The organism is Pseudomonas sp. PDM32 (assembly GCF_019219225.1).
GTDB lineage: Bacteria > Pseudomonadota > Gammaproteobacteria > Pseudomonadales > Pseudomonadaceae > Aquipseudomonas > Aquipseudomonas laurylsulfatiphila.
Genome location: NZ_JAHUWE010000006.1, coordinates 99,009 through 123,982 on the forward strand (window position 1 = coordinate 99,009; position 24,974 = coordinate 123,982).

Below are 24,974 nucleotides of genomic sequence, written 5' to 3' on the forward strand. Positions count from 1 at the left end.
CGCTATTCATAGACCTGCACATATATCCGTCATGCAGCACTTGCGCAGTGTAGCGATTTGCTCGCGGGCAATCTTCGTAAAAATGGTGCTGCCATTCGTCGGCCTGCTCAGTTCATTGGTGCTACAGCCAAGCGATGGGTTGCCCCTGGCGAGGCAATCTTGAATAATCGTTGAACTGAGAATTGTTTGCAGATAGTCATGACTCCCATCACTGCCAGCCTCCCCCGAATCCTGTCCATTGAAGACGACCTCGTGCTGGGCGCCTACGTGCATGAGCATCTGGACCGCAGTGGCTTCCAGGTGACCTGGTGCCAGAACGGCCAGGAAGGCCTGGACATGGCCCGACGGCAACCTTTCGACGTGGTGCTGATGGATATTCTGCTGCCGGGCCTGGACGGTCTGGCGGTGCTGACCCAATTGCGCCAGAGCCATTCCACCCCGGTGTTGCTGATGTCGGCCCTCGGTGCCGAGGCCGACCGCATCAGCGGCTTTCGCCTGGGGGCCGACGATTACCTGCCAAAGCCTTTCAGCATGATGGAATTGCGGGTGCGCATCGAAGCCATCCTGCGGCGGGTGGCCCTCGACCGCCGTCCCGTTCCCGCAGTGCCAGCCCCTTCGATGGACAGCCTGCGTTTCGACGATGACAGCTTCGAGGTGTTTTATGGCGAACGGGCCGGCGGCCTGACCCGCAGCGAGTATCGATTGCTGGAGACACTGCACCGCAGCGCCGACGAAGTCTTGAGCAAAGCCTTCCTTTATCAGCAGGTGCTGCAGCGGGGTTACGCGGCCCATGACCGCAGCCTGGACATGCACATCAGCCAGATCCGCCGCAAGCTCAAGGCCATTGGCTACACCGAGCGCGAAGTGCGCACGGTCTGGGGCAAGGGTTACATCCTGAGCGCCGCCGATGAAATGTAACTTGCCGGGCAGGCATTCGCTGTTCTGGAAGCTTGCTTGCCTATTGGTCGCATTCTGTCTGCTGATGATCTGGTTGAGTTGGTCCTGGGGCCGTTACATGGAACAGCGCAACCAGTTCCTCTCCGATGAGGCCCGCGGCACCCTGACGCGCTACGCTGCCGAGGCCGAGCAGGCATGGCAGCAGCGCCAGAGCGCCGGTGTCGATGACTGGCTGCAGAGCATGCATCAGCGGGAAAAAGGTTGGGTCGGTGTCATCGACGGTGATTTGCAGTCCTTGAGCAATCAGTCGCTGACGGACAAGGAAGTCGAACGCCTGACTTTTTTACGCGGCCTCGATTGGCCCATCCACAAGAAAGGCCGGCCATGGATGCGCATACCGTTTCCCGGTGACTCGTCCGCCGGCAGCCTGGTGATCGAGTTGCCCGAACGCTTTCTGCCTGGGCAATACCGGGTGTTCTGGCGGGTGATCACCAACGGCGTGATTCCGGGGCTGTTCACTTTGCTGCTGTGCGTCGGGCTCTACCGTTTGCTGGTGGTGCCACTCAACCACTTGCGTGAGCAGGCCAATGCCTGGCGTGCCGATCAACTGAACGTACGGCTTTCGAGCCGGACCACCATTCGTTCGGATGAACTGGGCGAGTTGGGCAGGGCGTTCGATCACATGTCTGAACGCCTGCAAAGTACCGTGGCCTTGCAGCAGCAACTGCTGCGCGACCTGTCCCACGAATTGCGCACGCCTTTGAGCCGCTTGCGGGTGGCCAGTGAAAGTGAGCAGGGGCTGGAGCTATTGCGCGAACGCATCGGCCGGGAGGTCGATGGCATGCAGCGCCTGGTGGAGGACACGCTGCAGTTGGCCTGGCTGGACACCGAGCGCACCCGCTTGCCCGACGAAGCGATCCAGATCCAGGCGCTGTGGGAGATGCTCACGGAGAATGCCTGCTATGAAAGCGGTTGGCCTGATACTCGGCTGCAATGCACGGTGGATGCATCCTGCTGGGTGCGCGGTCATCTCAACACCCTGGCCCAGGCCCTGGAAAACATTCTGCGCAATGCGATTCGGCATTCGCCCAGCGGTGGCACTGTCGTATTGGGGGGGCAGCGTGATGGTAACTACTGGCTTCTCTGGCTGGAGGATCAGGGCGGCGGGGTGGCGGAAGCAGATCTGGAGCGGATCTTCCTGCCGTTTACCCGACTCGACGGTTCGCGACCAGGCAATGGTGGATTCGGCCTGGGCTTGAGCATCGCTCGTAATGCAGTGCAGCGTCAGGGCGGACAGCTTTGGGCGCAGAACGCGCGAGCCGGGCTGCGCTTGAACATGCGTCTTCTGGCGGATGATGGCGATACCCGTGACGACGTCATCGCGAGCAGGCTCGCTCCCACATTGACTGTGTTTCCACCACAAAAATTGTGATCACCCCCCCGATACCTGTGGGAGCGAGCCTGCTCGCGAAGAGGCCCTCACTCCCACCACAATAACCCCTGGTTTCATGCTCCGAGTGGCACCGCCACTTGCCGCTTGCAGCTCAAAGCTTGCCGCTTATTCCCATAAACCATAAGCACCACACTTTGCGTGATATGGCCTTCCGAGGTTTGCCGGTATGATAGGCGCCCCCGCAGTCTGGATTGCGAATACGCCATGACCTTGCAGTACCCAACCATCGCCGATTGCGTCGGCAACACTCCGCTGGTCCGTTTGCAGCGCCTGCCCGGCGCCACCAGCAATACCCTTTTGCTCAAGCTCGAAGGGAACAACCCGGCGGGTTCGGTCAAGGACCGTCCGGCGCTGTCGATGATCACCCGCGCCGAACTGCGCGGGCAGATCCATGCCGGCGATACGCTGATCGAAGCGACCTCGGGCAACACCGGGATCGCCCTGGCCATGGCCGCCGCGATCAAGGGTTACAAGATGATCCTGATCATGCCGGACAACTCCAGCGCCGAACGCAAGGCGGCCATGACCGCCTATGGCGCCGAGCTGATCCTGGTCAGCCAGGAACAGGGCATGGAAGGCGCCCGTGACCTCGCGCAGAAGATGGAAGCCGAAGGCCGCGGCAAGGTTCTGGATCAGTTCGCCAACGGTGACAATCCCGAGGCGCACTACACCACGACCGGCCCGGAAATCTGGCGCCAGACCGAGGGCACCATCACCCATTTCGTCAGTTCCATGGGCACCACCGGGACCATCATGGGCGTGTCGCGCTACTTGAAAGAGCAGAACGACAACGTGCAGATCATCGGCCTGCAACCGATGGAAGGCTCGGCGATCCCGGGCATTCGCCGCTGGCCCCAGGAATACCTGCCGAAGATCTACCAGGCTGACCGCGTGGACCGGATCGTCGACATGGCCCAAAGCGAAGCCGAAGACGTGACCCGTCGACTGGCCCGCGAAGAAGGCATTTTCTGTGGCGTGTCCTCGGGCGGTGCCGTGGCGGCAATGCTGCGCCTGTCCAAAGAAGTTGAAAACGCGGTGATCGTCGCGATCATCTGCGACCGTGGCGACCGTTACCTGTCGACCGGCATTTTCGACGCGCCCAACTGATGGCCAAGCATGAAAGAGGCCTGCGCTTCCAGCCCACCGGTGGCAGCAAGGCCCCGCAAATCCCGACCGGCAAAAAGCAGCGCCTGACCATCGAGCGCCTGGCCAATGACGGTCGCGGCATCGCGTTTTTCGAAGGTCGCACCTGGTTCGTCATCGGCGCATTGGTCGGCGAAGAGATTGAAGCGCGTGTGCTCGGCGCCCACGGCAAAGTGGTCGAGGCGCGCACCGAACGGGTGTTCAAGGCCAGCGAATTGCGCCGCCCCGCACCGTGCGCCCATGCCGGCCGTTGCGGCGGTTGCAGCGTGCAGCATCTGCCTCATAACGAACAGCTTGCCCTGAAACAGCGCATGCTCGCCGAGCAGTTGTCGAAGGTCGCGGGCGTCGAACCCGAAGAGTGGGCGCCGCCTTTGAGCGGCGCGGAGTTCGCCTACCGGCGTCGCGCCCGCGTGGCGGTGCGCTGGGACATGAAGGCGAAAAAACTCGAAGTCGGTTTCCGTGCCGCCGGCAGCCAGGACATCGTTGGCATCGATGACTGCCCGGTGCTGGTACAGCCCTTGCAACCGATCATGACCCGCTTGCCGGAAATGCTGCGGCGCTTGAGCAAACCTCAGGCACTGGGGCACGTGGAGTTGTTCAGCGGTTCGACGCTGGCGGTTTTGCTGCGGCACATGGCGCCGTTGTCTGCAAGTGACATGACCATCCTCAAGGATTTCTGCGCGTTCCATGAGGCCCAGTTGTGGGTGCATGGCGACGGTGAACCGCAACCGGTCGAGGCTGACCAGTCGTTGGGCTATCGTCTTGAACAGTGGAATCTGGAACTGGCTTACCGACCTGGGGATTTCATCCAGGTCAACGCCGGCGTCAACGAAGCGATGGTCGCCCAGGCGCTGGACTGGTTGAAGCCGACGGCGGATGAGCGCGTACTCGATCTGTTCTGCGGCCTGGGCAACTTTGCCTTGCCGCTGGCCAAGGTTGCTCGCGAAGTGGTGGCCGTGGAAGGTGTGCAGGTGATGGTCGACCGGGCGGCGGCGAATGCCGCTAGCAATAATCTGCATAACGCGAAGTTTTTTCAGGCCGATTTATCCCAGCCTTTGACGGACGCCGAATGGGCCGCCGAAGGCTTTTGTGCGGTACTCTTGGACCCACCGCGTGACGGCGCTTTCGAGGTTGTGCGCAAGCTCAAGACCCTGGGCGCCGAGCGATTGGTGTATGTGTCATGCAACCCGGCAACGCTGGCGCGCGACACGGTCGAATTGATCAAGCAGGGCTACCGGTTAAAACGTGCCGGGATTCTCGATATGTTTCCTCAAACGGCACATGTCGAGGCCATGGCGTTATTTGAAGCGAGCTAGGATGCTCGTCTGGTCCGACTGGCCCGCCCGTGCAGCCGCGCACCGAGCCCGACGTGGGCGCACCGGCAACGAAGGTCAGCGATTTGACGCATTGAATCTGCGTCGTAGGGAAGGTAAGCAAGATGGTACAGGTGAGAGCACACCAGCCGATCAACACCGACGGCAGTATCAATCTCGAGGCTTGGCTCGATCACGCGGTGAGTGTCGATCTGGCACTGGATCGCGAAGCCTTGAAGGAAGCCTGCGAGTACGCTCGCGAGGCTGAACAACAAGCCAATGCGGCACAGAATCTGTGGTCGGAAGGTAACTCGACTTTCCGTACCGGACTTGAGATCGCCGAGATCCTCGCCGACCTCAAACTCGACCAGGACTCTTTGGTCGCCGCGATCCTTTATCGAGGCGTACGCGAAGGCCAGATCAAGTTGCCGGCGGTCAGCCAGCGCTTCGGTCCGGTGGTGGCCAAACTCATCGATGGCGTGCAGCGCATGGCCGCGATCAGCGACAGCCTGAGCCCGCGCAAATCCCTGGTACTGGGCACCCAGGGCCAGGTTGAAAACCTGCGCAAGATGCTGGTGGCCATGGTCGATGACGTTCGCGTCGCCCTGATCAAGCTGGCCGAACGCACGTGCGCCATCCGTGCGGTGAAAACCGCCGATGACGAAAAGCGCAACCGCGTGGCCCGTGAAGTCTTCGACATTTATGCACCACTGGCCCACCGCCTGGGTATCGGCCACATCAAGTGGGAACTGGAAGACCTGTCCTTCCGTTACCTGGAGCCGGACCAGTACAAGCAGATCGCCAAGTTGCTTCATGAGCGGCGACTGGATCGCGAGCGCTTCATCAGCGACGTGATGAGCCAGCTGAAAAACGAGTTGCAGGCCACCGGCGTCGATGCCGACATCAGCGGCCGGGCCAAACACATCTATTCGATCTGGCGCAAAATGCAGCGCAAGGGTCTGGAGTTCAGCCAGATCTACGACGTGCGTGCCGTTCGCGTGCTCGTGCCGGAAATGCGCGACTGCTACACCGCGCTCGGCATCGTCCACACCCTGTGGCGGCACATCCCGAAAGAGTTCGACGACTACATCGCCAACCCCAAGGAAAACGGCTATCGCTCGCTGCACACGGCGGTGATCGGGCCCGAGGGCAAAGTGCTGGAAGTGCAGATCCGCACCCACGCGATGCATGAGGAAGCCGAGCTCGGCGTGTGCGCGCACTGGCGCTACAAGGGCACCGACGTCAAGTCCGGTTCCAATCACTACGAGGAGAAAATCTCCTGGCTGCGTCAGGTGCTGGAGTGGCACGAAGAGCTGGGCGATATCGGTGGCCTGGCCGAACAGCTGCGGGTCGATATTGAGCCCGACCGGGTCTATATCTTTACTCCGGACGGTCACGCCATCGACTTGCCGAAGGGCGCGACACCGCTGGACTTCGCCTACCGCGTACACACCGAAATTGGCCATAACTGCCGTGGCGCCAAAATCAACGGGCGTATCGTGCCGCTCAACTACAGCCTGCAAACCGGTGAACAGGTCGAGATCATCACCAGCAAGCACGGCACCCCAAGCCGTGACTGGCTGAACCCGAACCTGGGTTACGTCACGACGTCGCGGGCACGGGCGAAGATTGTTCACTGGTTCAAGCTGCAGGCTCGCGACCAGAACGTCGCGGCCGGTAAAACCCTGCTTGAGCGCGAGCTCAATCGCCTCGGCTTGCCAGCGGTGGATTTCGACAAGCTGGCCGACAAGGCCAACATGAAAACCGCCGAAGACCTGTTCGCCGCCCTCGGTGCCGGCGACTTGCGTCTGGCGCAACTGGTCAACCTGGCGCAGCAACTGGTCGAGCCGGAGCGCGGCAACGAACAGCTGGAACTGATTCCACGCAAGGCCACCGGCTACAAACCGGGCAAGCGCGGTGATATCCAGATCCAGGGCGTCGGTAACCTGATGACCCAGATGGCTGGCTGCTGCCAGCCATTGCCGGGCGATGCGATCGTCGGCTACATCACCCAGGGTCGTGGCGTGAGCATTCACCGCCAGGACTGCGCCTCGGTGCTGCAGCTGGCCGGGCGCGAGCCCGAGCGGATCATCCAGGTCAGTTGGGGGCCGGTGCCGGTGCTCACCTATCCGGTGGACATCGTCATCCGCGCCTACGACCGTTCCGGTTTGCTGCGTGACGTGTCGCAAGTGCTGCTCAACGAGCGGATCAACGTGCTGGCGGTCAATACCCGCTCGAACAAGGAGGACAACACCGCGCTGATGTCCCTGACCATCGAGATTCCGGGGCTGGATGCATTGGGGCGGTTGCTGGGGCGGATTTCCCAGTTGCCGAACATCATCGAAACCCGGCGTAACCGCACACCTTGATGCGCGCTTATGTAGGAGCTGCCGAAGGCTCGGGCCGCGTTCGGCAGCTCCTACAGAGACCGGTTTTAACGAGAGAATCTGATGTACAGCCTTGAAGACCTGCTGCACCTGATGAACCGCCTGCGCGACCCGCAGTACGGTTGCCCATGGGACATCAAGCAAACTTACGCCACCATCGTCCCGCACACCCTTGAGGAAGCCTACGAAGTCGCCGACGCCATCGAGCGCGGTGACTTCGATCACTTGCAGGGTGAGCTGGGCGATCTGCTGTTCCAGGTGGTGTATTACAGCCAGTTGGCTCGCGAAGAAGGGCGCTTCGAATTCGCCGGCGTAGTCGACAGCATCACCCGCAAACTGATCCGCCGTCATCCCCACGTGTTCCCCACCGGTGACCTGTATGCGCCTCTGGATGTCCCACGCCTGAGTGAAGAGCAGGTCAAGCAGCGCTGGGAAGAAATCAAGGCCGAAGAGCGTGCGGAGAACTCTTTGGCACCCGAGCAGTTGTCGTTGCTCGATGACGTCCCCGCTGCATTGCCAGCGCTGTCGCGCTCGGCAAAATTGCAGAAGCGCGCGGGGCAGGTCGGCTTCGACTGGCCGGACGCCTTGCCGGTGCTCGACAAAGTGCGTGAAGAGCTCGATGAAGTGCTCGAAGCCATGTCGGAAAACGATCCCGAAGCCGTGGCCGACGAGATCGGCGACCTGCTGTTTTCCGTGGTCAATCTGGCGCGGCATCTCAAGGTTGATCCGGAAACCGCACTGCGGGGCGCCAACGGCAAGTTTGAAAGACGCTTTCGTTTTATCGAACAGGCATTGCGCGATACCCGTCGTCCCATAGAAGATTGCACCCTCGAAGAGTTGGACGCCTTGTGGGGCGAAGCCAAACGTCAGGAAAAGAATTTGCCCAGCTGCGGTTCAGCCGTGGCCCAAGTGAGAAATAAGCACCATGAGCATTTCCCTTCGCGACCAGTTGCTCAAAGCAGGGCTGGTCAACCAGAAGCAGGCCAAGCAGGTCAGCAAAGACAAGCAGAAACAACAGCGCCTGGCCCACAAAGGCCAGATCGAGCTGGATGACTCCCAGCAGCGCGCGGCACAGGAAGCCATGGCCGAGAAGGTCAAGCGCGATCAGGAGCTCAACCGCCAGCAGCAGGAGAAAGCCGAGGCCAAGGCCCGTGCCGCACAGGTCAAGCAACTGATTGAAGTCTCGCGCCTGCCGAAACTGACGACCGAGGATTACTACAATTTCGTCGACGACAAGAAGGTCAAGCGCATCTGCGTCAACACCCTGATGCGCAACAAGCTCAGCAGCGGATCGTTGGCCATCGTGCATCACGCTGGCGGCTACGAAGTGATTCCGCGCGAGGCGGCGCTGAAGATTCAGGAGCGCGATCCGCAGCGCATCGTGCAGCTCAATGTGCAGACTGAAGAGGTCATCGCCGAGGACGATCCGTACGCGGCCTATCAGATTCCCGATGACCTGATGTGGTAACAGATTCAATGTTCTAGCGGGCTTACATGTTTGCTAGTACTTTGCATGATTAATACATTGAACCCGAAAGATTGTATCTTTACGATCTTTCGGGTTTTCTTTTGCCGGGAAATAATATCTTTTTATAAAGATATTTGTGTCTGGAAAAAACAAATGGAATGAACTTTCGTATCTAAGGATGGAATAAATGTTTGTCAGTATCGCTTCGTTACGCCAACCCACTTTCAAATCGCAGCTCTCACAGGCACGACCGCTCGGGCAATCCATTCGCGATTATCTGGACGATGAACTTGTCGCTCGTGCCGAGCTTGTACGCCGAAAAATCAAGATCGCTGCAAAAGCCGCTCGCGAGGATCATGGCGCGAGCGCTTGTGTTTTCTTTACCCTGCCTGAGTTCTTCTGGAACATTCCTTGGCGCGAGGTTCGCAATGAGGAGGAACTCCATGAGCTGAACTCTGCCTATCTGGAGAAAGTGCCAGCGTGTATAGCTTTGTTGATGACCGAACTGCCCGTGGAGCGCTATGGCAAGATCGTATTGCTGGCGGGAAGCTGTGCGACACTCATCAAAGTTGGAGAAAGTGAGTCGGGTTATTACGATGTTATTAATTACTTGCTGGCGATCACCAATAAAGAATATGAAGTCGATATTCCTTTGATGTCGATGTGGCCGAAGCGCCATGTATCAGGTATCGACTTTGGCAAGCACCTGGCTTCGGAGGGAGATTTTTGGCTGTTCAAGATTTCCGAGGAAGTCGAAGTCAGGGTGAAGAAACTCAGTAGCGTGCGGGCTGAACACAGTTATTTCGGTGGTTATGAAGGGAAGTTCATCAATAGCCTCGTCAATGGCTGCCCTTTTGCAATCAACTTGTGCCTGGATTACTACAGTCTGAAAGAAGGCGAGCGTGACATTCAGGTTGAGCTGACCGAGGCAAAAATCGATTTCCTGATCGCCTGCGGCATGAGTTTCGACTATGCCAAGCGTCATCCGGCATCGCTGCAGTTTTCGATCCGCAATGACGGAATGGGCGATGGCGAGGTCGAGGTGGTCAGGCTTCAAGCGGGCTGGATTGTTGAAAGTGTTCCTTCGGTGAAGATCGAAGATGACCTTCATTTGACGCTGATCGAGGTTGTCTGATGTGGATGCAGCCTGCCTGGCAGGAAAGGGCAGGCTGCACCGTGGTCGAGTCTGTTTTCAACCGGTTGCGAGCTCGCGTTTACGCTCGAGCATTTCCAGTTCGGCCCTGTAGTTTTGCGCGTCGGCCTCGGAATGGAACATACCGACCAGCAGGTCTTGTTGGTGCACGTCCCAGATCCGGATACCGGCGGCTACACCCTCGTGGGATTTATGTGAATCGTCGCGTTCAGTTACTTTTACAGTCATCTGCTAGCTCCAATCTCTGTTATCTGCAGCAAGGCGTGTGCAGGCCTCTGTTATAGAGTTTGATAGCTTGCTAAGTAAATGGCTGAGTTTGGTAACGGTTTTTTGCAAAAACGGAAACAGTCCTGCAGCCCGCTAAATACGCGACATTCGGTCGCAGGTCATTGAGTTTCATGACAAAGGTTTCATCTTGCAGGAGCTGCTGCAGGCTGCGATCTTTGTTTATGAAGATCAAAAGATCGCAGCCTGCGGCAGCTCCTACAAAAAGCAGTAGCAAAAAAAACGCCCCGAACCAGTCGGGGCGTTTTTTTTGTGCGGCTCAGCAGCGGGAAATTACTTGCCTTCCCAGCGCTTCAGTACCAGCGTGGCGTTGGTGCCACCGAAACCGAAACTGTTGCTCATCACGGTGTTGATGGTGGCATTTTCGCGGGTCTTGGTCAGCACCGGCAGGTCGGCCACTTCAGGGTCCAGCTCGTCAATGTTGGCGGAGCCGGCAATGAAGTTGCCTTCCATCATCAGCATGCAGTAGATCGCTTCGTGAACGCCGGCGGCGCCCAGGGAGTGACCCGACAGGCTCTTGGTGGAGCTGATGGCCGGAGCCTTGTCGCCGAACACTTCACGCACGCCTTTCATTTCCGCGACGTCGCCGACCGGGGTCGAAGTGCCGTGGGTGTTCAGGTAGTCGATCGGGGTGTCGACGGTGGATAGCGCCTGCTGCATGCAGCGGATCGCGCCTTCGCCGCTCGGGGCAACCATGTCGTAGCCGTCGGAAGTCGCGCCGTAGCCGACGATTTCCGCGTAGATCTTCGCGCCGCGGGCCAGGGCGTGTTCCAGCTCTTCGACCACGACCATGCCGCCACCGCCGGCGATGACGAAACCGTCACGGTCAGCGTCGTAGGCACGGGAGGCTTGTTCCGGGGTGTCGTTGCGCTTGCTGGACAGGGCGCCCATGGCGTCGAACAGGAACGACTGGCTCCAGTGCTCTTCTTCACCGCCACCGGCGAAGACGATGTCCTGCTTGCCCATCTGGATCTGTTCCATGGCGGTACCGATGCAGTGAGCACTGGTGGCGCAGGCAGAAGCGATGGAGTAGTTCAGGCCCTTGATCTTGAACGGAGTGGCCAGGCAAGCGGAAACGGTGCTGCTCATGGTCCGCGTGACGCGGTATGGGCCGACGCGCTTGACGCCTTTCTCACGCAGGATGTCCAGCGCTTCCATCTGGTTCAGGGTCGATGCGCCACCGGAGCCGGCGATCAGGCCGGTACGCGGGTTGGAAACCTGCTCTTCGGTCAGGCCCGAGTCGGTGATGGCGTCTTTCATGGCCAGGTAGGCATAAGCTGCCGCGTGGCCGACGAAGCGATAGATCTTGCGATCGATCAGTTCTTCAAGGTTGAGGTCGATGGAGCCGGAAACCTGGCTACGCAGACCCATTTCGGCATATTCCGGGTTGAACCGGATGCCAGGGCGGCTTGCACGCAGGTTAGCGGAGACGGTCTCTTTGTCATTGCCCAGGCAAGATACGATGCCCAGACCAGTGATAACGACGCGGCGCATGCGGATAACCCTTAGAAGTTGTCAGTGGAGGTGAACACGCCGACCCGGAGGCCTTCGGCGGTGTAGATTTCGCGACCGTCGACAGTGACCGAACCGTCGGCAATGGCCAGGTTCAGCTTGCCCTTGAGGACGCGCTTGATATGAATGTTATAGGTGACTTTCTTGGCGGTCGGCAGGACCTGGCCGAAGAATTTCACTTCGCCCGAACCCAGCGCACGGCCACGGCCCGGTAGGCCTTGCCAGCCCAGGAAGAAGCCGACCAGTTGCCACATGGCGTCGAGGCCCAGGCAGCCCGGCATCACCGGATCGCCTTCGAAGTGGCAGGCGAAGAACCACAGGTCCGGATTGATATCCAGCTCGGCGACCAATTCACCTTTGCCGTACTTGCCACCTTCTTCGCTGATCAGGGTGATGCGATCAACCATCAGCATGTTCGGGGCGGGCAGTTGCGCGTTACCTGGGCCGAACAGCTCACCGCGACTGCAGCGCAGCAGGTCTTCCCGGGTAAAGGCGTTTTGTTTGGTCATGCGAGCTCCTCAATAGTCCCATGCGGCAGGTGGGGCAAATCTTCCCGGCCGATCGAAGCGTTCATGCCTCGAACCGGTAGCCTACTCATAGACTATTGCGTTGTGGTGAAAGTCACAGCACCAAGGACATGAATGTACACTTGTGCACTGAAATTATTATTCAAGCCCCTTTTCGGGCCTGTCGAGGTGCCTAAGACTGCCGCACTTTCGCCTTTCACGCCAGTCGCAGATGGTCGAAAGGCCTGTACTACTGCACCCACCGTTGCAGAATTTGTTGCAGATCAGTCCGTTTGAATGGCTTGGCCAGGTAATCGTTCATCCCTGCCGACAGACAGGCCTCGCGATCGCCCTGCAAGGCGTTGGCGGTCAGGGCGATGATCGGCAGGTCGGTGCACCCGGGTAACTGGCGGATTTGCCGGGTGGCTTCGTAGCCATCGATGATCGGCAAGCGGCAGTCCATCAGGATCGCTTCGAAAATCAGGCTCTCGGCACTGCGTACCGCCTGTGCGCCGTCGGCGGCGACACTGACCTTGAAGCCCAGGCTGCGCAACATGGCTTCGATAACCGTCTGGTTGACCGGGTTGTCTTCGACCAGCAGCACATTGCGCCCTTCGCCGTCGCTGTCGCCGGTTTGCGCGCGGGGGGGCAGCAGTGGCTGCGTCTGCTGGTGCAGGGCCAGGGGAATTTCCAGGGTGAACACCGAACCGCGGCCTTCCTCGCTTTGCGCGCGCAAGGTGCCGCCCATGCGCTCGGCGAGGGTGCGGGCAATCGGCAGGCCCAGTCCGGTGCCGCCGTAGCGCCTTGAAATGGAACTGTCGGCCTGCTGGAATGCGTTGAACATCAATTCCAGGCTTTCGGCCGGGATGCCGATGCCGCTGTCGCGCACCGTGCAGGTGAACCACAGCAGTTCGTGATCCAGCGACTGCCATTGCGCCTCGAGGGTGACGCGGCCCTGCTCGGTGAACTTCAGCGCGTTGCCGACCAGGTTGACCAGTATCTGCCGGATACGGGTCGGGTCGCCCTTGACCTGCAATCCGCGCATGTCGTCGGGGATCATCAATTGCAGGTCGAGACCGCGTTGCGCGGCGCTGTGCTGGAACGACTGGGCGCAACTGCCGATCAGGTCGGCGAGGTTGAAGGGAATGTGCTCCAGTTCCAGCTCCGAACGTTCGATCCGCGAGAAATCCAGGATGTCGTTGATGACCTTGAGCAAGTGCTCGGTGGACTCCGAGGCCAGCGCCGCGTACTCCACCTGTTCCTCGGTCATGTCGGTGGTTTCCAGCAATTGCAGCATGCCCAGTACGCCATTCATCGGCGTGCGCAGTTCATGGCTCATCATGGCGAGGAAGTCGGATTTGGCGTTGTTGGCCTTTTCCGCCTCTTCGCGGGTCTGGATCAACTGCGCCATGGCTTGGTGCTGTTCGCGGCTCGCCTGCTCGAGACCGCTGGCGAGATTGTTGATGTGTTGCGACAACGCCCCCAGCTCGGTGTCATCGACAATCGGCAGCGGTGTTTTGTAATCGCCGGCCTGGATCGCCTTGACGGCATTGCCGATATCACGGATCGGTTGTGACAGGCTGCCTGCCAGGCGTCGGGCTACAAGGAAGGTAAACAACAAGGCAAACAGCGCCAGAATGGCAGCCTTGAGCACGATTTCCTGCTGGCGCCGGCTGAATGCATCGTTGGACAGCCCGACGATCACTCGGCCGAGGTAGTCCTCGGTGGGGGCGGCAGTGGCGGTTTTGCTGCTCTGGAAAAAGTCATTGTGCAAAGCGATTCGCTGGAGCCGTATGGGGGCCTGGAACACTTCGAGCTGTTGCGCGCGATTGTGGTGTTCGTTCGGTTGTTCGACGTACACCAGAACCCGGTTGGCGCTGTCCTGGATTTCCAGAAAACTCACGTTGGGCGTGCTCAGCGTTGCCTTGAGCAAGGTTTCAAGCACTTCGCTGTTGCCCGAAATCACCCCGTACTCGGTGGCGGGGGCCAGTTGGTTGGCGATCAACTGGCCGGTGTGGGAGATTTCCTGACGCAGATCCTGGATACGCACGAAGGTGAAGAAGCTGATCAGCAATAAGGTCAGCAGCAGGGCGGGGCCAAGGCTGATGAGTTGGGTGCGGGTGTTGATGTCCCAGCGACGACGCAGGTTCATGGACGGCGTTCTCCTTCAGCCAGCAATGTGGCGACTGACGCTTCGTTTATCTGTTCGATACCCAGTGAACGCGCCACCTGGGGATTGCTCGCGACCTTGAATCGGTGGGGGTAGTGCGAGCGTGGCCAGGTGGCCGGTGGCCGGTCGAGCAATTCGTCGAGGACCGCCAGCCAGTCGCTCTGATCGCTGTAGGTGCTGGCCAGGCTCCCGGCCTTGACGAAGCCCGCGTTGGGGCCGATCAGGGCCATTTGCCGTGAGTAGCTGCTCAGCAGCAGGTTCTTTGCGGTTTGCGGGTTGTACAGGTCGGCGTCGTCCAGTCCCAGCAACACGTCGCTGTTCTTGAGCAAGGTCTGTAAAGGGCGGCTGTCGTGAATGTTGTTCCAGCGTTGGGTGACCACCTCAAGGCCCAGGGGGAGGGCGGCCTGACGCAGTTCATCCAAGAGGAATTCACTGTGGTTGTCGTAGAGCACGCCGATGCGTTTGGCTTGGGGCAACAGGGTGCGGGTCAGGCGTAATTGGCGGTCCGGCGGTGGATCGCTCCACAGCAGGCAAAGGCGCGCCGGCAACGAGCTGCTCAAGCGTTGCCGGGCTTGCAGGCGGCTGATGCGCAGCACCAGTGTCGCCGGACCCTGGGCGTCCTGCAGGCGCCAGTCGAGGCTGGGCAGGTCGAGGAGAATCAAACGGATGTTTTCCGGCAGTTTTCCCGGTATCGGCAAATTGGCCAGCGTCTGGAATCGCACCTTGTCGTTCGGTCGCAACTCGCTCAGGGCCCGGGTAAACGCCCGCACACCGGGGCTGTCTTCGGCCCCCGTGAGCAAAATGTCGGCCGCATTGCTCGCAAGGCTGCCCAGCATGCCGGTGAACAGCAGGCAAAGCACCGCCAGCAACCGGCCCAAGGTCGGTGTTCTCCAGGCCGGGCGATACGGCATCTTAAAGTTCCAGCTCGGCACTGAAATACATCACGTGGCGCTGGTCATAATGGTTGTCGACGAAGGTGGTCGGCTGATTGTCCAGGCGTTGCTGGAGCACCCCGGCCAGCTCCAGGCTGGCCTTGCCCAGGGCGATACGTTTGGCGATGCGCACATCGGCCCGTTCGAAGCGGTAGCCGTTGAGGGCGTCGTCGCCATAATAGAAAAGCGCACTGTTCCAGCCCTGGCCCCAATCGCGCAGCCATCCGGCCGAACCACTGTTGCTTGCCGTCTGCCTGGCATCCAGCGGGTTGCTGGCGTCGGCATCGACATAGGCATAGGTCAATCGCAGGCGATCGAAGCTGCCGACACGCCAGTCGAGCTGGGTTTCGGCGCCCGAAAAACGCTCCTTGTTGGCGTTGCTGGCGATGTACTGATTGTTGCGCAGCGGTTCACTGATCATGCCGGTGATTTCGTCGTGGAAAAGCTTCACGTCGAGTGCCAGCCCCGCTTCGGGGAAATAGCCGTTGTAGCCCAGCTCCCGGGAGCGCATGTGCTCTTGATCGAGGTCACCGGGGCCACGGGTTTTGACGAAGTAACGGGCACTGGACTGGCCAAAGGCTCCGGGCTTGAGGTTGGTTACCTGATAACTCCAGTTGACGTTGTTCTCGAACATGTCCGGCGAACGGATAGCCTCGGAATACACCGCACGCAAGCCGTGGCGCGGGTTGATCAGGTAGTTGACCGCCATGCGAGGTGTCAGCGAGCTGCCGATCAACCGGGTGTCCTCGAACATGGCGCCGCCTTGCAGCAGCCAGTGTTCGCTGGCACGCCACTCGACCTGGCCGAACACCCGCCAGATCCTGTCATCGAGAGTGCCATTGAAGTAAGTCTCGGAATCCGCCCGGTCGTAACGATAGTTCATCCCGCTGACCAGCCGCAGGTTATCGGCAAGGCTCAGGGTGTCTTGCAGTTCAAGGTCGTAACGCGTTTCCCGGGTGCTCTGGTCGATGTCGCCGCAAACAGTCTGGTTCGCACCGTTGCGCCATTGATCGAGTACCTGGTTGGCCAGCGCCTGCTCGGCGGGTGTGCCAGCCGGGGCACCACGGTCGGTGAAGCGTGTGATGTTGCGGGCCAGGCGTTCGGTGTAGTTCGGGTTCAGTTGCCAGAGCTCGGTCAGTTGCGGACTGAACGAAATTTCTGCGTCGCAGGCGCGCCAGGTTTGCTGGCGATCCCAGTGTTGGGCCGAACCCTGGATATAAAGGCTGTGATCGGGATTGATGTCCAGGTTCCAGCGCAATGACCCGGCGTAGTCCTTGGCGGTGACGTCGGAGTCGTTGCCGGCGCGGGTAATTCCCGGGAACACCGGCTGGTAGGTATAGGGCCGCTGGTTGGTGCCGTCCTTGGCATTCACTTGCCAATCGAGGCTTTGCCGTTCGTCGAGGCTCTGGCTGACGGCGAGGTTGAAGCGATCGAGGCGACGACTGTCATGGTAATCAGCGCCGGTGCGGTCGGTGTCGAAGCCGTCGTCTTGCTGGCCGGACAGGGACAGGCGCATGTCACCATCCTCCCAGCCCAGGCCCTGGCTGGCATAAAAGTCGTTGATGCCGCGCTGGCCCCGGGTGACTTTCATGCGGGTACCGTGGCTGTCGGCCGGCCGCCGGGTAATGATGTTGACCACCGCCATCAGGGCATTGGCGCCGTAGCTGACGGTATTGGGCCCGCGAAAGACTTCGATGCGCTCGATGTCTTCCATGGCCACCGGAATGTCGCTCCAGTCGACGGTGGCCAGGCCGGCGCGATACACCGAGCGCCCGTCGATCAGCACTTGCATGCGCCGCGCTTGCGTCGCATTGGTGCCGTGGTAGTTCACCGCGGCCTGGTTGCCACTGATGTTGCCGACCATCATCCCCGGCACCAGGCGCAGCAGTTCGCTGATGTCGCGGGCACCGGTGGCGTGGATCAGGGCGCTGTCGATCACCGTCATGCTGCCCGGCACGGCAGCGGGTGACTGCTTCAGGCGCGTGGCGGTGAGCACTTGCGGCAGCGGTTCGCTGTCCAGGAACAGGTCGTCGGCCAGCACCGGCGAGCTGAAAATCAGCGCCAGTACCAGAGGCGAACGCGGTGAAGGAGCACCCGGAGACACAACACATCCCTGTCAGTGATTGATGGCGCGCATGTTAACCGAGCCGAATGACTTTTCCATTCACGATGTCTGCATTTTCCTCGGTTTTATTGGTCTTCTTCCTACGGGTGCAGGTATTTGATGTCAGGGCTGGCCGCCGATGGGCTGCCCCGTATAATGCCGACATCGCCACTGGTATGGATTAACGGATTGCATATGACTGAACAGCGCCCGATTGCGGTCCTGGGAGGCGGAAGTTTTGGAACCGCCGTGGCTAATCTGCTGGCCGAGAACGGGCATCAGGTCCTTCAGTGGATGCGTGACCCCGAACAGGCCGAGGCCATTCGGGTCAATCGCGAAAACCCGCGTTACCTCAAAGGCATCAAGATTCTGCCCGGTGTTACCCCGGTCACCGACTTGCAAGCCACTCTGGACGCCTGCGAGCTGTGCTTCGTCGCACTGCCCTCCAGCGCGCTGCGCTCGGTGCTGGTGCCGCACGCCGAACGCTTGAGCGGCAAAATGCTGGTGAGCCTGACCAAAGGCATCGAAGCCCACACGTTCAAGTTGATGAGCGAGATCCTCGAAGAGATCGCCCCGCAGGCGCGCATCGGCGTCCTGTCCGGCCCCAACCTGGCCCGCGAAATCGCCGAACATGCGCTGACGGCCACGGTGGTCGCCAGTGAAGACGAAGAGCTGTGCCAGCAGGTTCAGGCCGCGTTGCACGGCCGCACCTTTCGGGTTTATGCCAGCGCCGACCGTTTCGGTGTGGAACTGGGCGGGGCGTTGAAAAACGTCTACGCGATCATCGCCGGCATGGCGGTGGCGCTGGGCATGGGGGAAAACACCAAGAGCATGCTGATCACCCGGGCACTGGCGGAAATGACCCGCTTCGCGGTGAATCAGGGCGCCAACCCGATGACCTTCCTGGGCCTGGCCGGCGTGGGCGACTTGATCGTGACCTGTTCTTCGCCAAAGAGCCGCAACTATCAGGTCGGCTTCGCCCTCGGCCAGGGCCTGAGTCTGGACGAGGCCGTCACGCGCCTGGGCGAAGTCGCCGAAGGGGTCAACACCCTTAAAGTACTCAAGGCCAAGTCCCAGGAAGTTGGCGTGTACATGCCGCTGGTCGCCGGGCTGCACGCGATCCTGTTCGAAGGCCGCACGCTGGAGCAGGTCATCGGTCTGTTAATGCGTGGCGAGCCGAAAACCGACGTCGACTTTATTTCCACCAGTGGTTTCAATTAATCACACTTGCCAGAAAAGCAGGGAGTTGCGCATGAACGATCCAAAAGTAGAAGCCAAGTATGAATCCATCCTGCTGCGCGTGTTGTGGATGATCGTCTTCGTGCTGGTGTGGCAAGTCGCGCAGTTCATCCTCGGCGCCGTCGTGCTGGTGCAGTTGATCTATCGTTTGTTCTATGGCGCCCCGAGCGCCAGCCTGATGAACTTTGGCGACAGTCTGAGCCAGTTTCTGGCGCAGATCGGTCGTTTCGGCAGCTTTCACAGCGACCAGAAGCCTTGGCCGTTCGCCGATTGGCCTACGCCGCGTACACCGGAAGGTGAAGCGCCGCATGTTGTGGCACCGGCACCGCATCCGGCTCGAGATGAGGAACCCAAGCTATGAAACTCTGGGTATTGCGTCATGGTGAAGCTGTACCGCACGGCTCCCGCCCCCACGATTCGGAGCGGGAACTGACGGACCACGGTCGTGAGGAGGTGCTGCGCAGCGCCGCGCAACTGATTGGGCAACCGCTGACGGCGATATACGCAAGTCCGTACCTGCGAGCGCAGCAGACGGCGCAACTGGTGCGCGAAACACTGGGGTTCGAGCCGGAAATCCGCACTGTCGAGTGGCTGACACCGGACACCGAGCCGGACAAGGTCGCCGAGCAAATGGTGGCGGTGAGCGATGTCCTGCTGGTCAGTCACAACCCTCTGGTGGGGAATTTGTTGAGCTACCTGCAACATGGCGCGGGACATCCACCGGAGCGGGTCAGCACCGCCGGCCTGGCCGAGCTCGAGAGCAATGAGTTGTTGGTCGGGTCGATGAGGCTCAACGACATCAAGCACCCATAAAAGCAAAGATCGCAGCCTGCGGTCTCCTGTAGGAGCTGCCGCAGGCTGCGATCTTTTGATCTTGCTTTTTACCTGTAAAAAATTAACCAAGCACTTGCTTGGTTGACTACGCTTGCTCCAGAACAAAAACACAGGAGCGAGTCATGTCTGCTGCTTTTCGTTTGCCGCTGGACGTTTTCTACGAGCGTGAGGCCCGTCATCCCCGCCAGCGCTTCCTGGTCCAGCCTGTCGGAGGCGGCCAGGTCGAGACCTTGACCTGGGCGGACGTCGGTCATCAGGCCCGTTGCGCGGCCCATTGGTTGCGAGCACGGGAGTTGCGGCAGGGCAGCCATATCGCCCTGATCTCGAAGAACTGTGCGCACTGGATCATCGCCGACCTGGCGATCTGGATGGCCGGGCATGTGTCGGTGCCGCTGTACCCCAACCTCACCGCCGAGTCGGTTGCCCAGGTGCTCGAACACTCGGAAGCGGCGCTGGCGTTCATCGGCAAGCTCGATGATTGGCCAGGCATGTCCCGTGGCGTCAGCCCCGACTTGCCGACCATCAGCCTGCCCCTGCATCCGCCGGGTACGTTCGATTTCAGCTGGGCCGACCTGCAAGGCAGCTCGCCGATCCAGGACGACCCGAAACCTGCCGCCGATCAACTGGCGACCATCATTTACACTTCCGGCACCACGGGCATGCCCAAAGGCGTGATGCACAGCTTCGGCATTCTGGGCTTCGCCACCACACGCGGCACTGCGTTGTTTGGCCTCAACGAGTCGGACCGGTTGTTGTCCTACTTGCCGCTGTGCCACGTTGCCGAACGGATGTTCGTCGAACTGGCGTCGATCTATACCGGCCAGACGGTGTTTTTTGCCGAAAGCCTGGACACCTTCCTCACCGACCTGCAGCGTGCGCGCCCGACCGCACTGTTTGGCGTGCCACGCATCTGGACCAAATTCCAGATGGGCGTGTACAGCAAGATCCCGGCAAAACGCCTCGATTTCCTGCTTGGCCTGCCGATCATCGGCAAACGGGTCGGGCATAAAGTCCTTGCCGGGCTGGGTCTGGATGCGTTGCGCATCGCGTTGTCCGGCGCGGCTCCGGTGCCGCAGACCTTGTTGCAGTGGTACCGCAAACTGGGACTGGACGTGTTGGAGGTCTACGGCATGACCGAGAGTTGCGGTTACTCCCACATCGGCATGCCGGGCCAGAACAAACCGGGCTGGATCGGCAAGCCATGCCCGGAAGTCGAAGTGCGGATCGCCGAGACGGGGGAGGTCATGGTGCGCAGCGGCGCGACCATGCTCGGCTATTTCAAGGAACCGGAAAAAACCGCTGACACCATTACCGAGGACGGCTTCCTGCGCACCGGCGACAAGGGCGAGGAGGATGCCGAAGGCAATCTGCGCCTGACCGGGCGCCTGAAGGAAATCTTCAAGACCAGCAAAGGCAAATACGTGGCGCCGGCACCGATCGAAAATCGCCTGGCCGTGCATTCTCGTATCGAACAGGTGTGCGTGGTGGGCGATGGCTTGAGTGCACCGCTGGGTTTGTGCGTGTTGTCGGCGGTCGGCCAACAGGATGCCGGCGGGGCCGCACGCGCCGGTTTGCATTCCAGCCTGGAAAAGCTGCTGGAAGAGGTCAACGGCGACCTCGACAAACATGAGCGGCTGCGGCGCCTGGTGGTGGTCAAGGACAGTTGGGCCGTGGAAAACGGCTTTCTCACCCCGACGTTGAAGATCAAGCGCAACGTGATCGAAGCGGCGTACGGTGAGCGTTTTGAAGAATGGAGCGAGCGCAGCGAAGCGGTGCTGTGGCAGGATTGATCCACCAACAAAACCAACAAGGAAACCCTGCGATGAGTCTGTGGCGCACCACTCCCAACATCGAGCAGTTGAACGCAATCCAGAAAAATACCATCGGCGAATTGCTGGACATCCGTTTCGAAGCTTTTGACGATGAGTCCCTGACCGCCAGCATGGTCGTCGATCACCGCACCCATCAGCCTTACGGCTTACTGCATGGCGGCGCGTCGGTGGTGCTGGCCGAATCGGTCGGCTCGATGGCCAGCTACCTGTGCATCGATGCCAGCAAGTTCTATTGCGTGGGCCTGGAAATCAACGCCAACCATTTGCGCGGCCTGCGCAGCGGGCGGGTGACGGCGGTGGCCAAGCCGATCCACATTGGCCGCACGACCCATGTCTGGGACATTCGGCTGACCAGCGATGAGGGCAAGGCCAGTTGTGTGTCGCGGTTGACCATGGCGGTGGTGCCGTTGGGTGAGAAACCTCCGTTACGTTGACGGTTTGAAATCAAAGGATCGCAGCTTGCGGCAGCTCCTGCCACCATTCCTGGTAGTTATGGTCATTGCTGTAGGAAGCGGTCTTACGGACAATCAACGTCTGTTCTCGCTCATGGATTTGCAGGTATGTCGCAACAGATCTTTTTCGCCCACGCCAATGGTTTTCCTTCGGGGACCTACGGCAAGTTGTTTGCGGCGCTGGCACCCGAGTTTCAGGTGACGCATCTGGAGCAGCACGCCCACGACCCGCGTTACCCGGCGGACGATAACTGGTACAACCTGGTGGATGAGCTGATCCATCACCTGCAACAACAGGCTGAGCCCGTGTGGGGCGTCGGTCACTCCTTCGGCGGGGTGTTGCACCTGCATGCGGCCTTGCGCTGCCCCGAATTGTATCGAGGGGTGGTGATGCTCGACTCGCCCGTGCTGACCCGAGCCGATCAATGGGTCATACGAGCGGCCAAACGCTTCGGTTTCATCGACCGCCTGACGCCGGCCGGACGTACCCTGGGCCGCCGTGAGGAGTTCGCCGACCTGGAAAGCGCCCGGAAATACTTCGCCGGTAAGACCCTGTTTCGCGGTTTCGACCCCGAATGCTTCGATGCCTACCTGCAACATGGCTTGCACCAGGTCGGCGACAAACTGCGCCTGCGGTTCGATCCGGCCACGGAAATCAGCATCTATCGCGGCGTGCCGCACACCAGCCCGGGCAGTACCCGCAAGTTGCAAGTGCCACTGGCGGTGGTTCGCGGGCACAACAGCCGCGTGGTGATGCGCCATCACGCCAGTTCGGTCGACCGCCTGCCGTTAGGCGAGTCGTTGACCATGCCCGGCGGCCACATGTTTCCGCTCGAGCGTCCCCTTGATACCGCTGAAATGCTCAAAGGCCTGTTCCATCGCTGGGATGGCCGTCGACAACAGGATTGCGCATGAGCCATGCCGTCGAAGAGGTCCGCCTGAGCCTGCCGCACATCGAACTGGCGGCACACCTGTTCGGTCCTGAAGACGGTTTGCCGGTCATTGCCCTGCATGGCTGGCTGGACAACGCCAACAGCTTTGCCCGTCTGGCGCCCAAACTCAAAGGCCTGCGCATCATCGCGCTGGACATGGCCGGTCATGGTCATTCCGGGCATCGCCCGCCGGGCGCCGGTTACGCCATGTGGGACTATGCCCACGATGTGCTGCAGGTCGCCGAACAGCTTGGATTGAAGAAATTTGCGCTGATGGGGCATTCGATGGGCGCCATCGCTTCGCTGATCATCGCCGGGTCGATGCCTGAGCGGGTCACCCACCTGGCATTGATCGACGGCATCATTCCTCCTACGGACAAGGGTGAAAACGCTGCCGAGCGCATGGGCATGGCCCTGCAGGCGCAACTCGATCTGCGGGAGAAGCGCAAACCGGTCTACGACACCCTCGACCGTGCCATCGAAGCGCGCATGAAGGGCCTGGTGGCGGTCAGCCGTGAGGCCGCGGAACTGCTGGCGCAGCGTGGACTGATGCCGGTATCGGGTGGTTATACCTGGCGCACCGACAATCGCCTGACGCTGCCATCGCCACTGCGCCTGACCACCGAGCAGGCCATGGCCTTCGTCCAGCGGATCAAATGTCCTGCAACGCTGGTGGTCGCTGCCGACGGCATGCTCGCCAAACACCCCGAGTTGCTGGAGCGTCTACCCTTTAGCCGGGAACAGCTGCCAGGCGGCCACCATTTGCACCTGAATGACGAGTCCGGTGCCGATCTTGTCGCAGACTGTTTCAATCGGTTCTTCGCCATTCCTTGACTTGCGCCGGTCAACTGTCGAGGCTTGGTGGGTTGAAAAGGGAGACAACCATGATAGATCTCTACACCGCTGCGACCCCGAATGGCCACAAGGTCTCTATCGTGCTCGAGGAACTCGGCCTGCCCTACAGGGTGCATGCCTTGAGTTTCGACAAGAAGGAGCAGAAGTCCGCGGACTTCCTCAAGATCAACCCCAATGGCCGGATTCCGGCGATTGTCGACCGCGCCAACGGCGATTTCGCCGTGTTCGAGTCCGGCGCCATCCTGATTTACCTCGCAGAACAGACCGGCAAACTGATGCCGAGCGACCCGAAGGGGCGTTCGCTGGTGTTGCAGTGGCTGATGTTCCAGATGGGTGGCATCGGCCCGATGCAGGGGCAGGCCAACGTGTTCTTCCGCTACTTTCCGGAAAAACTCCAGGGCGCCATCGACCGCTATCAGCACGAGACCCGTCGCCTCTACGAAGTGCTCGACACGCGTTTGCAAGGCGTGGAGTTCCTTGCCGGCGAATACAGCATTGCCGACATCGCCACCTTTCCGTGGGTGCGTGGTTACGAGTGGTCGGGCGTCCCGGTGGAGGGCTTGACGGCGTTGCAACGCTGGATGGCAACCCTGGAGGCCCGGCCGGCGGTGCAACGTGGTCTGCAGGTACCGCAACGCGCCGATGAAGCCAGTGTCATCAAGGGCGCCCAGGCCATGCTGATCCGATGAGTCTATCCATGCGTTCATTCAGTTTGCTGGTGCTGTGCAGTTTCAGTCCCTTGTTGTTCGCCGCCGATGTTCCGGGCAGTCAGGACCTGCCGATAGTGCCGCGCATGGCCGACGCCCAGATTGTCGACTATCGCCCCACCGTCGAACTGGAGCGGATCTACCCCTTGGGCTCGATCCGCAAGATCAGTGGCCAGTTACGTTTCGACGGCCAGGTCAGTGCCCGCGGCAACGTCACTTCGGTGACCTACGAGTTGCCAGCGGAGCATTCATCCATCGAGGCGTTCACCGCTGCCCGCGAGGCTTTGCAAAAGCAGGACGCCGGGTTGCTCTTTTGGTGTCAGGCGCGCGATTGCGGCGAAAGCAGCCTCTGGGCCAATGAAGTCTTCGGCAACGCCAAGCTGTACGGTGCCGACGATCAACAAGCCTATTTGCTGCTGCGACTTGCCGCGCCGCGGGATAACACACTCGTCGCGCTGTACAGCATCACTCGCGGTAATCGCAAGGCCTACCTGCATGTCGAGCAGTTCGACGCTTCGGCACCGCTGGGTGAGTTGTTGCCGACCTCCGCGACTTTGCTGCGTGAACTCAAGAGCACGGGCGAGCTTGATTTTTCCACGTTGAACAGTGCACCAGACGAGACTTGGCTGCGCCTGATTTCCCGCGGACTTAATCTGGACACCACCTTGCGGGTCAGCATTTCCGGAGCGAACGCCGAAGCCTGGCGTCAGGCACTGATTACCCAGGGCGTGCGTGCCGCGCGGATGGAAGCCGGCAGTGCCGAAGGCTCTGGCCTGCACATCGAGCTGTTGCGGTAGGCT

Annotated in this window: 23 protein-coding genes; 17 read left to right on the plus strand and 6 right to left on the minus strand. The window is 60.4% G+C overall.

Annotated features, from left to right (window positions below; translation table 11 throughout):
- Nucleotides 1–198 precede the first annotated feature (198 nt).
- The 8 genes from KW846_RS13015 to KW846_RS13050 all read left to right on the plus strand — a co-directional run bounded on the left by KW846_RS13015 (nucleotide 199) and on the right by KW846_RS13050 (nucleotide 9,796).
- The gene (locus KW846_RS13015; RefSeq protein WP_218482622.1) at nucleotides 199–918 is read left to right on the plus strand and encodes a response regulator transcription factor; all 720 of its coding nucleotides are present in this window, start codon (nucleotides 199–201) and stop codon (nucleotides 916–918) included.
- On the plus strand, nucleotides 908–2,329 hold the full coding sequence (locus KW846_RS13020; protein WP_218482623.1) for a sensor histidine kinase: 1,422 nt from the start codon (nucleotides 908–910) through the stop codon (nucleotides 2,327–2,329). Before KW846_RS13015 ends, KW846_RS13020 begins: the two co-directional genes overlap by 11 nt.
- Before the next feature lie 225 nt (nucleotides 2,330–2,554).
- Complete coding sequence (gene cysM, locus KW846_RS13025; RefSeq protein ID WP_015096444.1) at nucleotides 2,555–3,457, plus strand: cysteine synthase CysM; 903 nt, start codon at nucleotides 2,555–2,557, stop codon at nucleotides 3,455–3,457.
- Nucleotides 3,457–4,809 (plus strand): 23S rRNA (uracil(1939)-C(5))-methyltransferase RlmD, encoded by a 1,353-nt coding sequence (gene rlmD, locus KW846_RS13030; protein WP_218482624.1) that lies wholly within the window; start codon nucleotides 3,457–3,459, stop codon nucleotides 4,807–4,809. Before cysM ends, rlmD begins: the two co-directional genes overlap by 1 nt.
- A 122-nt stretch (nucleotides 4,810–4,931) precedes the next feature.
- A complete protein-coding gene (gene relA / locus KW846_RS13035) occupies nucleotides 4,932–7,175 on the plus strand; it encodes a GTP diphosphokinase (protein ID WP_007974540.1) in 2,244 nt (747 codons plus the stop codon).
- Between the two features lie 81 nt (nucleotides 7,176–7,256).
- The gene (gene mazG, locus KW846_RS13040; protein ID WP_256356712.1) at nucleotides 7,257–8,246 is read left to right on the plus strand and encodes a nucleoside triphosphate pyrophosphohydrolase; all 990 of its coding nucleotides are present in this window, start codon (nucleotides 7,257–7,259) and stop codon (nucleotides 8,244–8,246) included.
- A complete protein-coding gene (locus tag KW846_RS13045; protein ID WP_256356723.1) occupies nucleotides 8,143–8,661 on the plus strand; it encodes a DUF2058 domain-containing protein in 519 nt (172 codons plus the stop codon). Before mazG ends, KW846_RS13045 begins: the two co-directional genes overlap by 104 nt.
- Before the next feature lie 187 nt (nucleotides 8,662–8,848).
- A complete protein-coding gene (locus KW846_RS13050; protein WP_218482626.1) occupies nucleotides 8,849–9,796 on the plus strand; it encodes a hypothetical protein in 948 nt (315 codons plus the stop codon).
- 57 nt (nucleotides 9,797–9,853) lie between these two features.
- Here the strand turns inward: KW846_RS13050 and KW846_RS13055 are convergent, their stop codons facing one another.
- The 6 genes from KW846_RS13055 to KW846_RS13080 all read right to left on the minus strand — a co-directional run bounded on the left by KW846_RS13055 (nucleotide 9,854) and on the right by KW846_RS13080 (nucleotide 17,323).
- The gene (locus KW846_RS13055; RefSeq protein ID WP_007974549.1) at nucleotides 9,854–10,042 is read right to left on the minus strand and encodes a hypothetical protein; all 189 of its coding nucleotides are present in this window, start codon (nucleotides 10,040–10,042) and stop codon (nucleotides 9,854–9,856) included.
- Between the two features lie 330 nt (nucleotides 10,043–10,372).
- A complete protein-coding gene (gene fabB, locus KW846_RS13060) occupies nucleotides 10,373–11,593 on the minus strand; it encodes a beta-ketoacyl-ACP synthase I (protein WP_015096439.1) in 1,221 nt (406 codons plus the stop codon).
- An 11-nt stretch (nucleotides 11,594–11,604) separates the two neighbouring features.
- On the minus strand, nucleotides 11,605–12,120 hold the full coding sequence (fabA, locus tag KW846_RS13065) for a 3-hydroxyacyl-[acyl-carrier-protein] dehydratase FabA (RefSeq protein ID WP_003227150.1): 516 nt from the start codon (nucleotides 12,118–12,120) through the stop codon (nucleotides 11,605–11,607).
- Nucleotides 12,121–12,367: 247 nt separating this feature from the next.
- Complete coding sequence (locus tag KW846_RS13070; protein WP_218482627.1) at nucleotides 12,368–14,269, minus strand: ATP-binding protein; 1,902 nt, start codon at nucleotides 14,267–14,269, stop codon at nucleotides 12,368–12,370.
- Nucleotides 14,266–15,198, minus strand: coding sequence for an ABC transporter substrate-binding protein (locus KW846_RS13075; protein ID WP_218479551.1), 933 nt, complete (start codon nucleotides 15,196–15,198; stop codon nucleotides 14,266–14,268). The genes KW846_RS13070 and KW846_RS13075 overlap by 4 nt, the downstream gene beginning before the upstream one ends.
- 1 nt (nucleotide 15,199) lies before the next feature.
- Entirely contained in the window at nucleotides 15,200–17,323 is a 2,124-nt protein-coding gene (locus tag KW846_RS13080) for a TonB-dependent receptor domain-containing protein (RefSeq protein ID WP_218482629.1), read from the minus strand.
- 195 nt (nucleotides 17,324–17,518) lie between these two features.
- On the opposite strand from KW846_RS13080, the gene KW846_RS13085 reads away from it, so the two are divergent.
- The 9 genes from KW846_RS13085 to KW846_RS13125 all read left to right on the plus strand — a co-directional run bounded on the left by KW846_RS13085 (nucleotide 17,519) and on the right by KW846_RS13125 (nucleotide 24,971).
- A complete protein-coding gene (locus KW846_RS13085) occupies nucleotides 17,519–18,544 on the plus strand; it encodes an NAD(P)H-dependent glycerol-3-phosphate dehydrogenase (RefSeq protein ID WP_218482630.1) in 1,026 nt (341 codons plus the stop codon).
- Nucleotides 18,545–18,575: 31 nt separating this feature from the next.
- A complete protein-coding gene (locus tag KW846_RS13090) occupies nucleotides 18,576–18,923 on the plus strand; it encodes a DUF4389 domain-containing protein (protein WP_007974561.1) in 348 nt (115 codons plus the stop codon).
- On the plus strand, nucleotides 18,920–19,375 hold the full coding sequence (gene sixA, locus KW846_RS13095) for a phosphohistidine phosphatase SixA (RefSeq protein WP_102699776.1): 456 nt from the start codon (nucleotides 18,920–18,922) through the stop codon (nucleotides 19,373–19,375). The genes KW846_RS13090 and sixA overlap by 4 nt, the downstream gene beginning before the upstream one ends.
- 143 nt (nucleotides 19,376–19,518) lie before the next feature.
- Nucleotides 19,519–21,186, plus strand: coding sequence for an AMP-binding protein (locus tag KW846_RS13100; protein ID WP_218482632.1), 1,668 nt, complete (start codon nucleotides 19,519–19,521; stop codon nucleotides 21,184–21,186).
- Between the two features lie 32 nt (nucleotides 21,187–21,218).
- Nucleotides 21,219–21,662: a hotdog fold thioesterase gene (locus KW846_RS13105; protein ID WP_218482633.1), complete on the plus strand. Its 444-nt coding sequence runs from the start codon at nucleotides 21,219–21,221 to the stop codon at nucleotides 21,660–21,662.
- A gap of 126 nt (nucleotides 21,663–21,788) precedes the next feature.
- Nucleotides 21,789–22,595, plus strand: coding sequence for an alpha/beta fold hydrolase (locus KW846_RS13110; protein WP_218482635.1), 807 nt, complete (start codon nucleotides 21,789–21,791; stop codon nucleotides 22,593–22,595).
- Nucleotides 22,592–23,446, plus strand: coding sequence for an alpha/beta hydrolase (locus tag KW846_RS13115; protein ID WP_102699772.1), 855 nt, complete (start codon nucleotides 22,592–22,594; stop codon nucleotides 23,444–23,446). The genes KW846_RS13110 and KW846_RS13115 overlap by 4 nt, the downstream gene beginning before the upstream one ends.
- 50 nt (nucleotides 23,447–23,496) lie before the next feature.
- Entirely contained in the window at nucleotides 23,497–24,156 is a 660-nt protein-coding gene (locus KW846_RS13120; protein WP_218482636.1) for a glutathione S-transferase family protein, read from the plus strand.
- Between the two features lie 8 nt (nucleotides 24,157–24,164).
- A complete protein-coding gene (locus KW846_RS13125) occupies nucleotides 24,165–24,971 on the plus strand; it encodes a DUF4892 domain-containing protein (RefSeq protein ID WP_218482638.1) in 807 nt (268 codons plus the stop codon).
- The last annotated feature ends 3 nt before the right edge of the window (nucleotides 24,972–24,974 follow it).

Excerpts from the sequence above, each read along its gene's own strand:
- KW846_RS13015 (WP_218482622.1), top strand. The coding sequence starts at position 199 with ATGACTCCCATCACTGCCAGCCTCCCCCGAATCCTGTCCATTGAAGAC.
- KW846_RS13020 (WP_218482623.1), top strand. The coding sequence starts at position 908 with ATGAAATGTAACTTGCCGGGCAGGCATTCGCTGTTCTGGAAGCTTGCT.
- cysM (WP_015096444.1), top strand. The coding sequence starts at position 2,555 with ATGACCTTGCAGTACCCAACCATCGCCGATTGCGTCGGCAACACTCCG.
- rlmD (WP_218482624.1), top strand. The coding sequence starts at position 3,457 with ATGGCCAAGCATGAAAGAGGCCTGCGCTTCCAGCCCACCGGTGGCAGC.
- relA (WP_007974540.1), top strand. The coding sequence starts at position 4,932 with ATGGTACAGGTGAGAGCACACCAGCCGATCAACACCGACGGCAGTATC.
- mazG (WP_256356712.1), top strand. The coding sequence starts at position 7,257 with ATGTACAGCCTTGAAGACCTGCTGCACCTGATGAACCGCCTGCGCGAC.
- KW846_RS13050 (WP_218482626.1), top strand. The coding sequence starts at position 8,849 with ATGTTTGTCAGTATCGCTTCGTTACGCCAACCCACTTTCAAATCGCAG.
- KW846_RS13055 (WP_007974549.1), bottom strand. The coding sequence starts at position 10,042 with ATGACTGTAAAAGTAACTGAACGCGACGATTCACATAAATCCCACGAG.
- fabB (WP_015096439.1), bottom strand. The coding sequence starts at position 11,593 with ATGCGCCGCGTCGTTATCACTGGTCTGGGCATCGTATCTTGCCTGGGC.
- fabA (WP_003227150.1), bottom strand. The coding sequence starts at position 12,120 with ATGACCAAACAAAACGCCTTTACCCGGGAAGACCTGCTGCGCTGCAGT.
- KW846_RS13070 (WP_218482627.1), bottom strand. The coding sequence starts at position 14,269 with ATGAACCTGCGTCGTCGCTGGGACATCAACACCCGCACCCAACTCATC.
- KW846_RS13075 (WP_218479551.1), bottom strand. The coding sequence starts at position 15,198 with ATGCCGTATCGCCCGGCCTGGAGAACACCGACCTTGGGCCGGTTGCTG.
- KW846_RS13085 (WP_218482630.1), top strand. The coding sequence starts at position 17,519 with ATGACTGAACAGCGCCCGATTGCGGTCCTGGGAGGCGGAAGTTTTGGA.
- KW846_RS13090 (WP_007974561.1), top strand. The coding sequence starts at position 18,576 with ATGAACGATCCAAAAGTAGAAGCCAAGTATGAATCCATCCTGCTGCGC.
- sixA (WP_102699776.1), top strand. The coding sequence starts at position 18,920 with ATGAAACTCTGGGTATTGCGTCATGGTGAAGCTGTACCGCACGGCTCC.
- KW846_RS13100 (WP_218482632.1), top strand. The coding sequence starts at position 19,519 with ATGTCTGCTGCTTTTCGTTTGCCGCTGGACGTTTTCTACGAGCGTGAG.
- KW846_RS13105 (WP_218482633.1), top strand. The coding sequence starts at position 21,219 with ATGAGTCTGTGGCGCACCACTCCCAACATCGAGCAGTTGAACGCAATC.
- KW846_RS13110 (WP_218482635.1), top strand. The coding sequence starts at position 21,789 with ATGTCGCAACAGATCTTTTTCGCCCACGCCAATGGTTTTCCTTCGGGG.
- KW846_RS13115 (WP_102699772.1), top strand. The coding sequence starts at position 22,592 with ATGAGCCATGCCGTCGAAGAGGTCCGCCTGAGCCTGCCGCACATCGAA.
- KW846_RS13120 (WP_218482636.1), top strand. The coding sequence starts at position 23,497 with ATGATAGATCTCTACACCGCTGCGACCCCGAATGGCCACAAGGTCTCT.
- KW846_RS13125 (WP_218482638.1), top strand. The coding sequence starts at position 24,165 with ATGCGTTCATTCAGTTTGCTGGTGCTGTGCAGTTTCAGTCCCTTGTTG.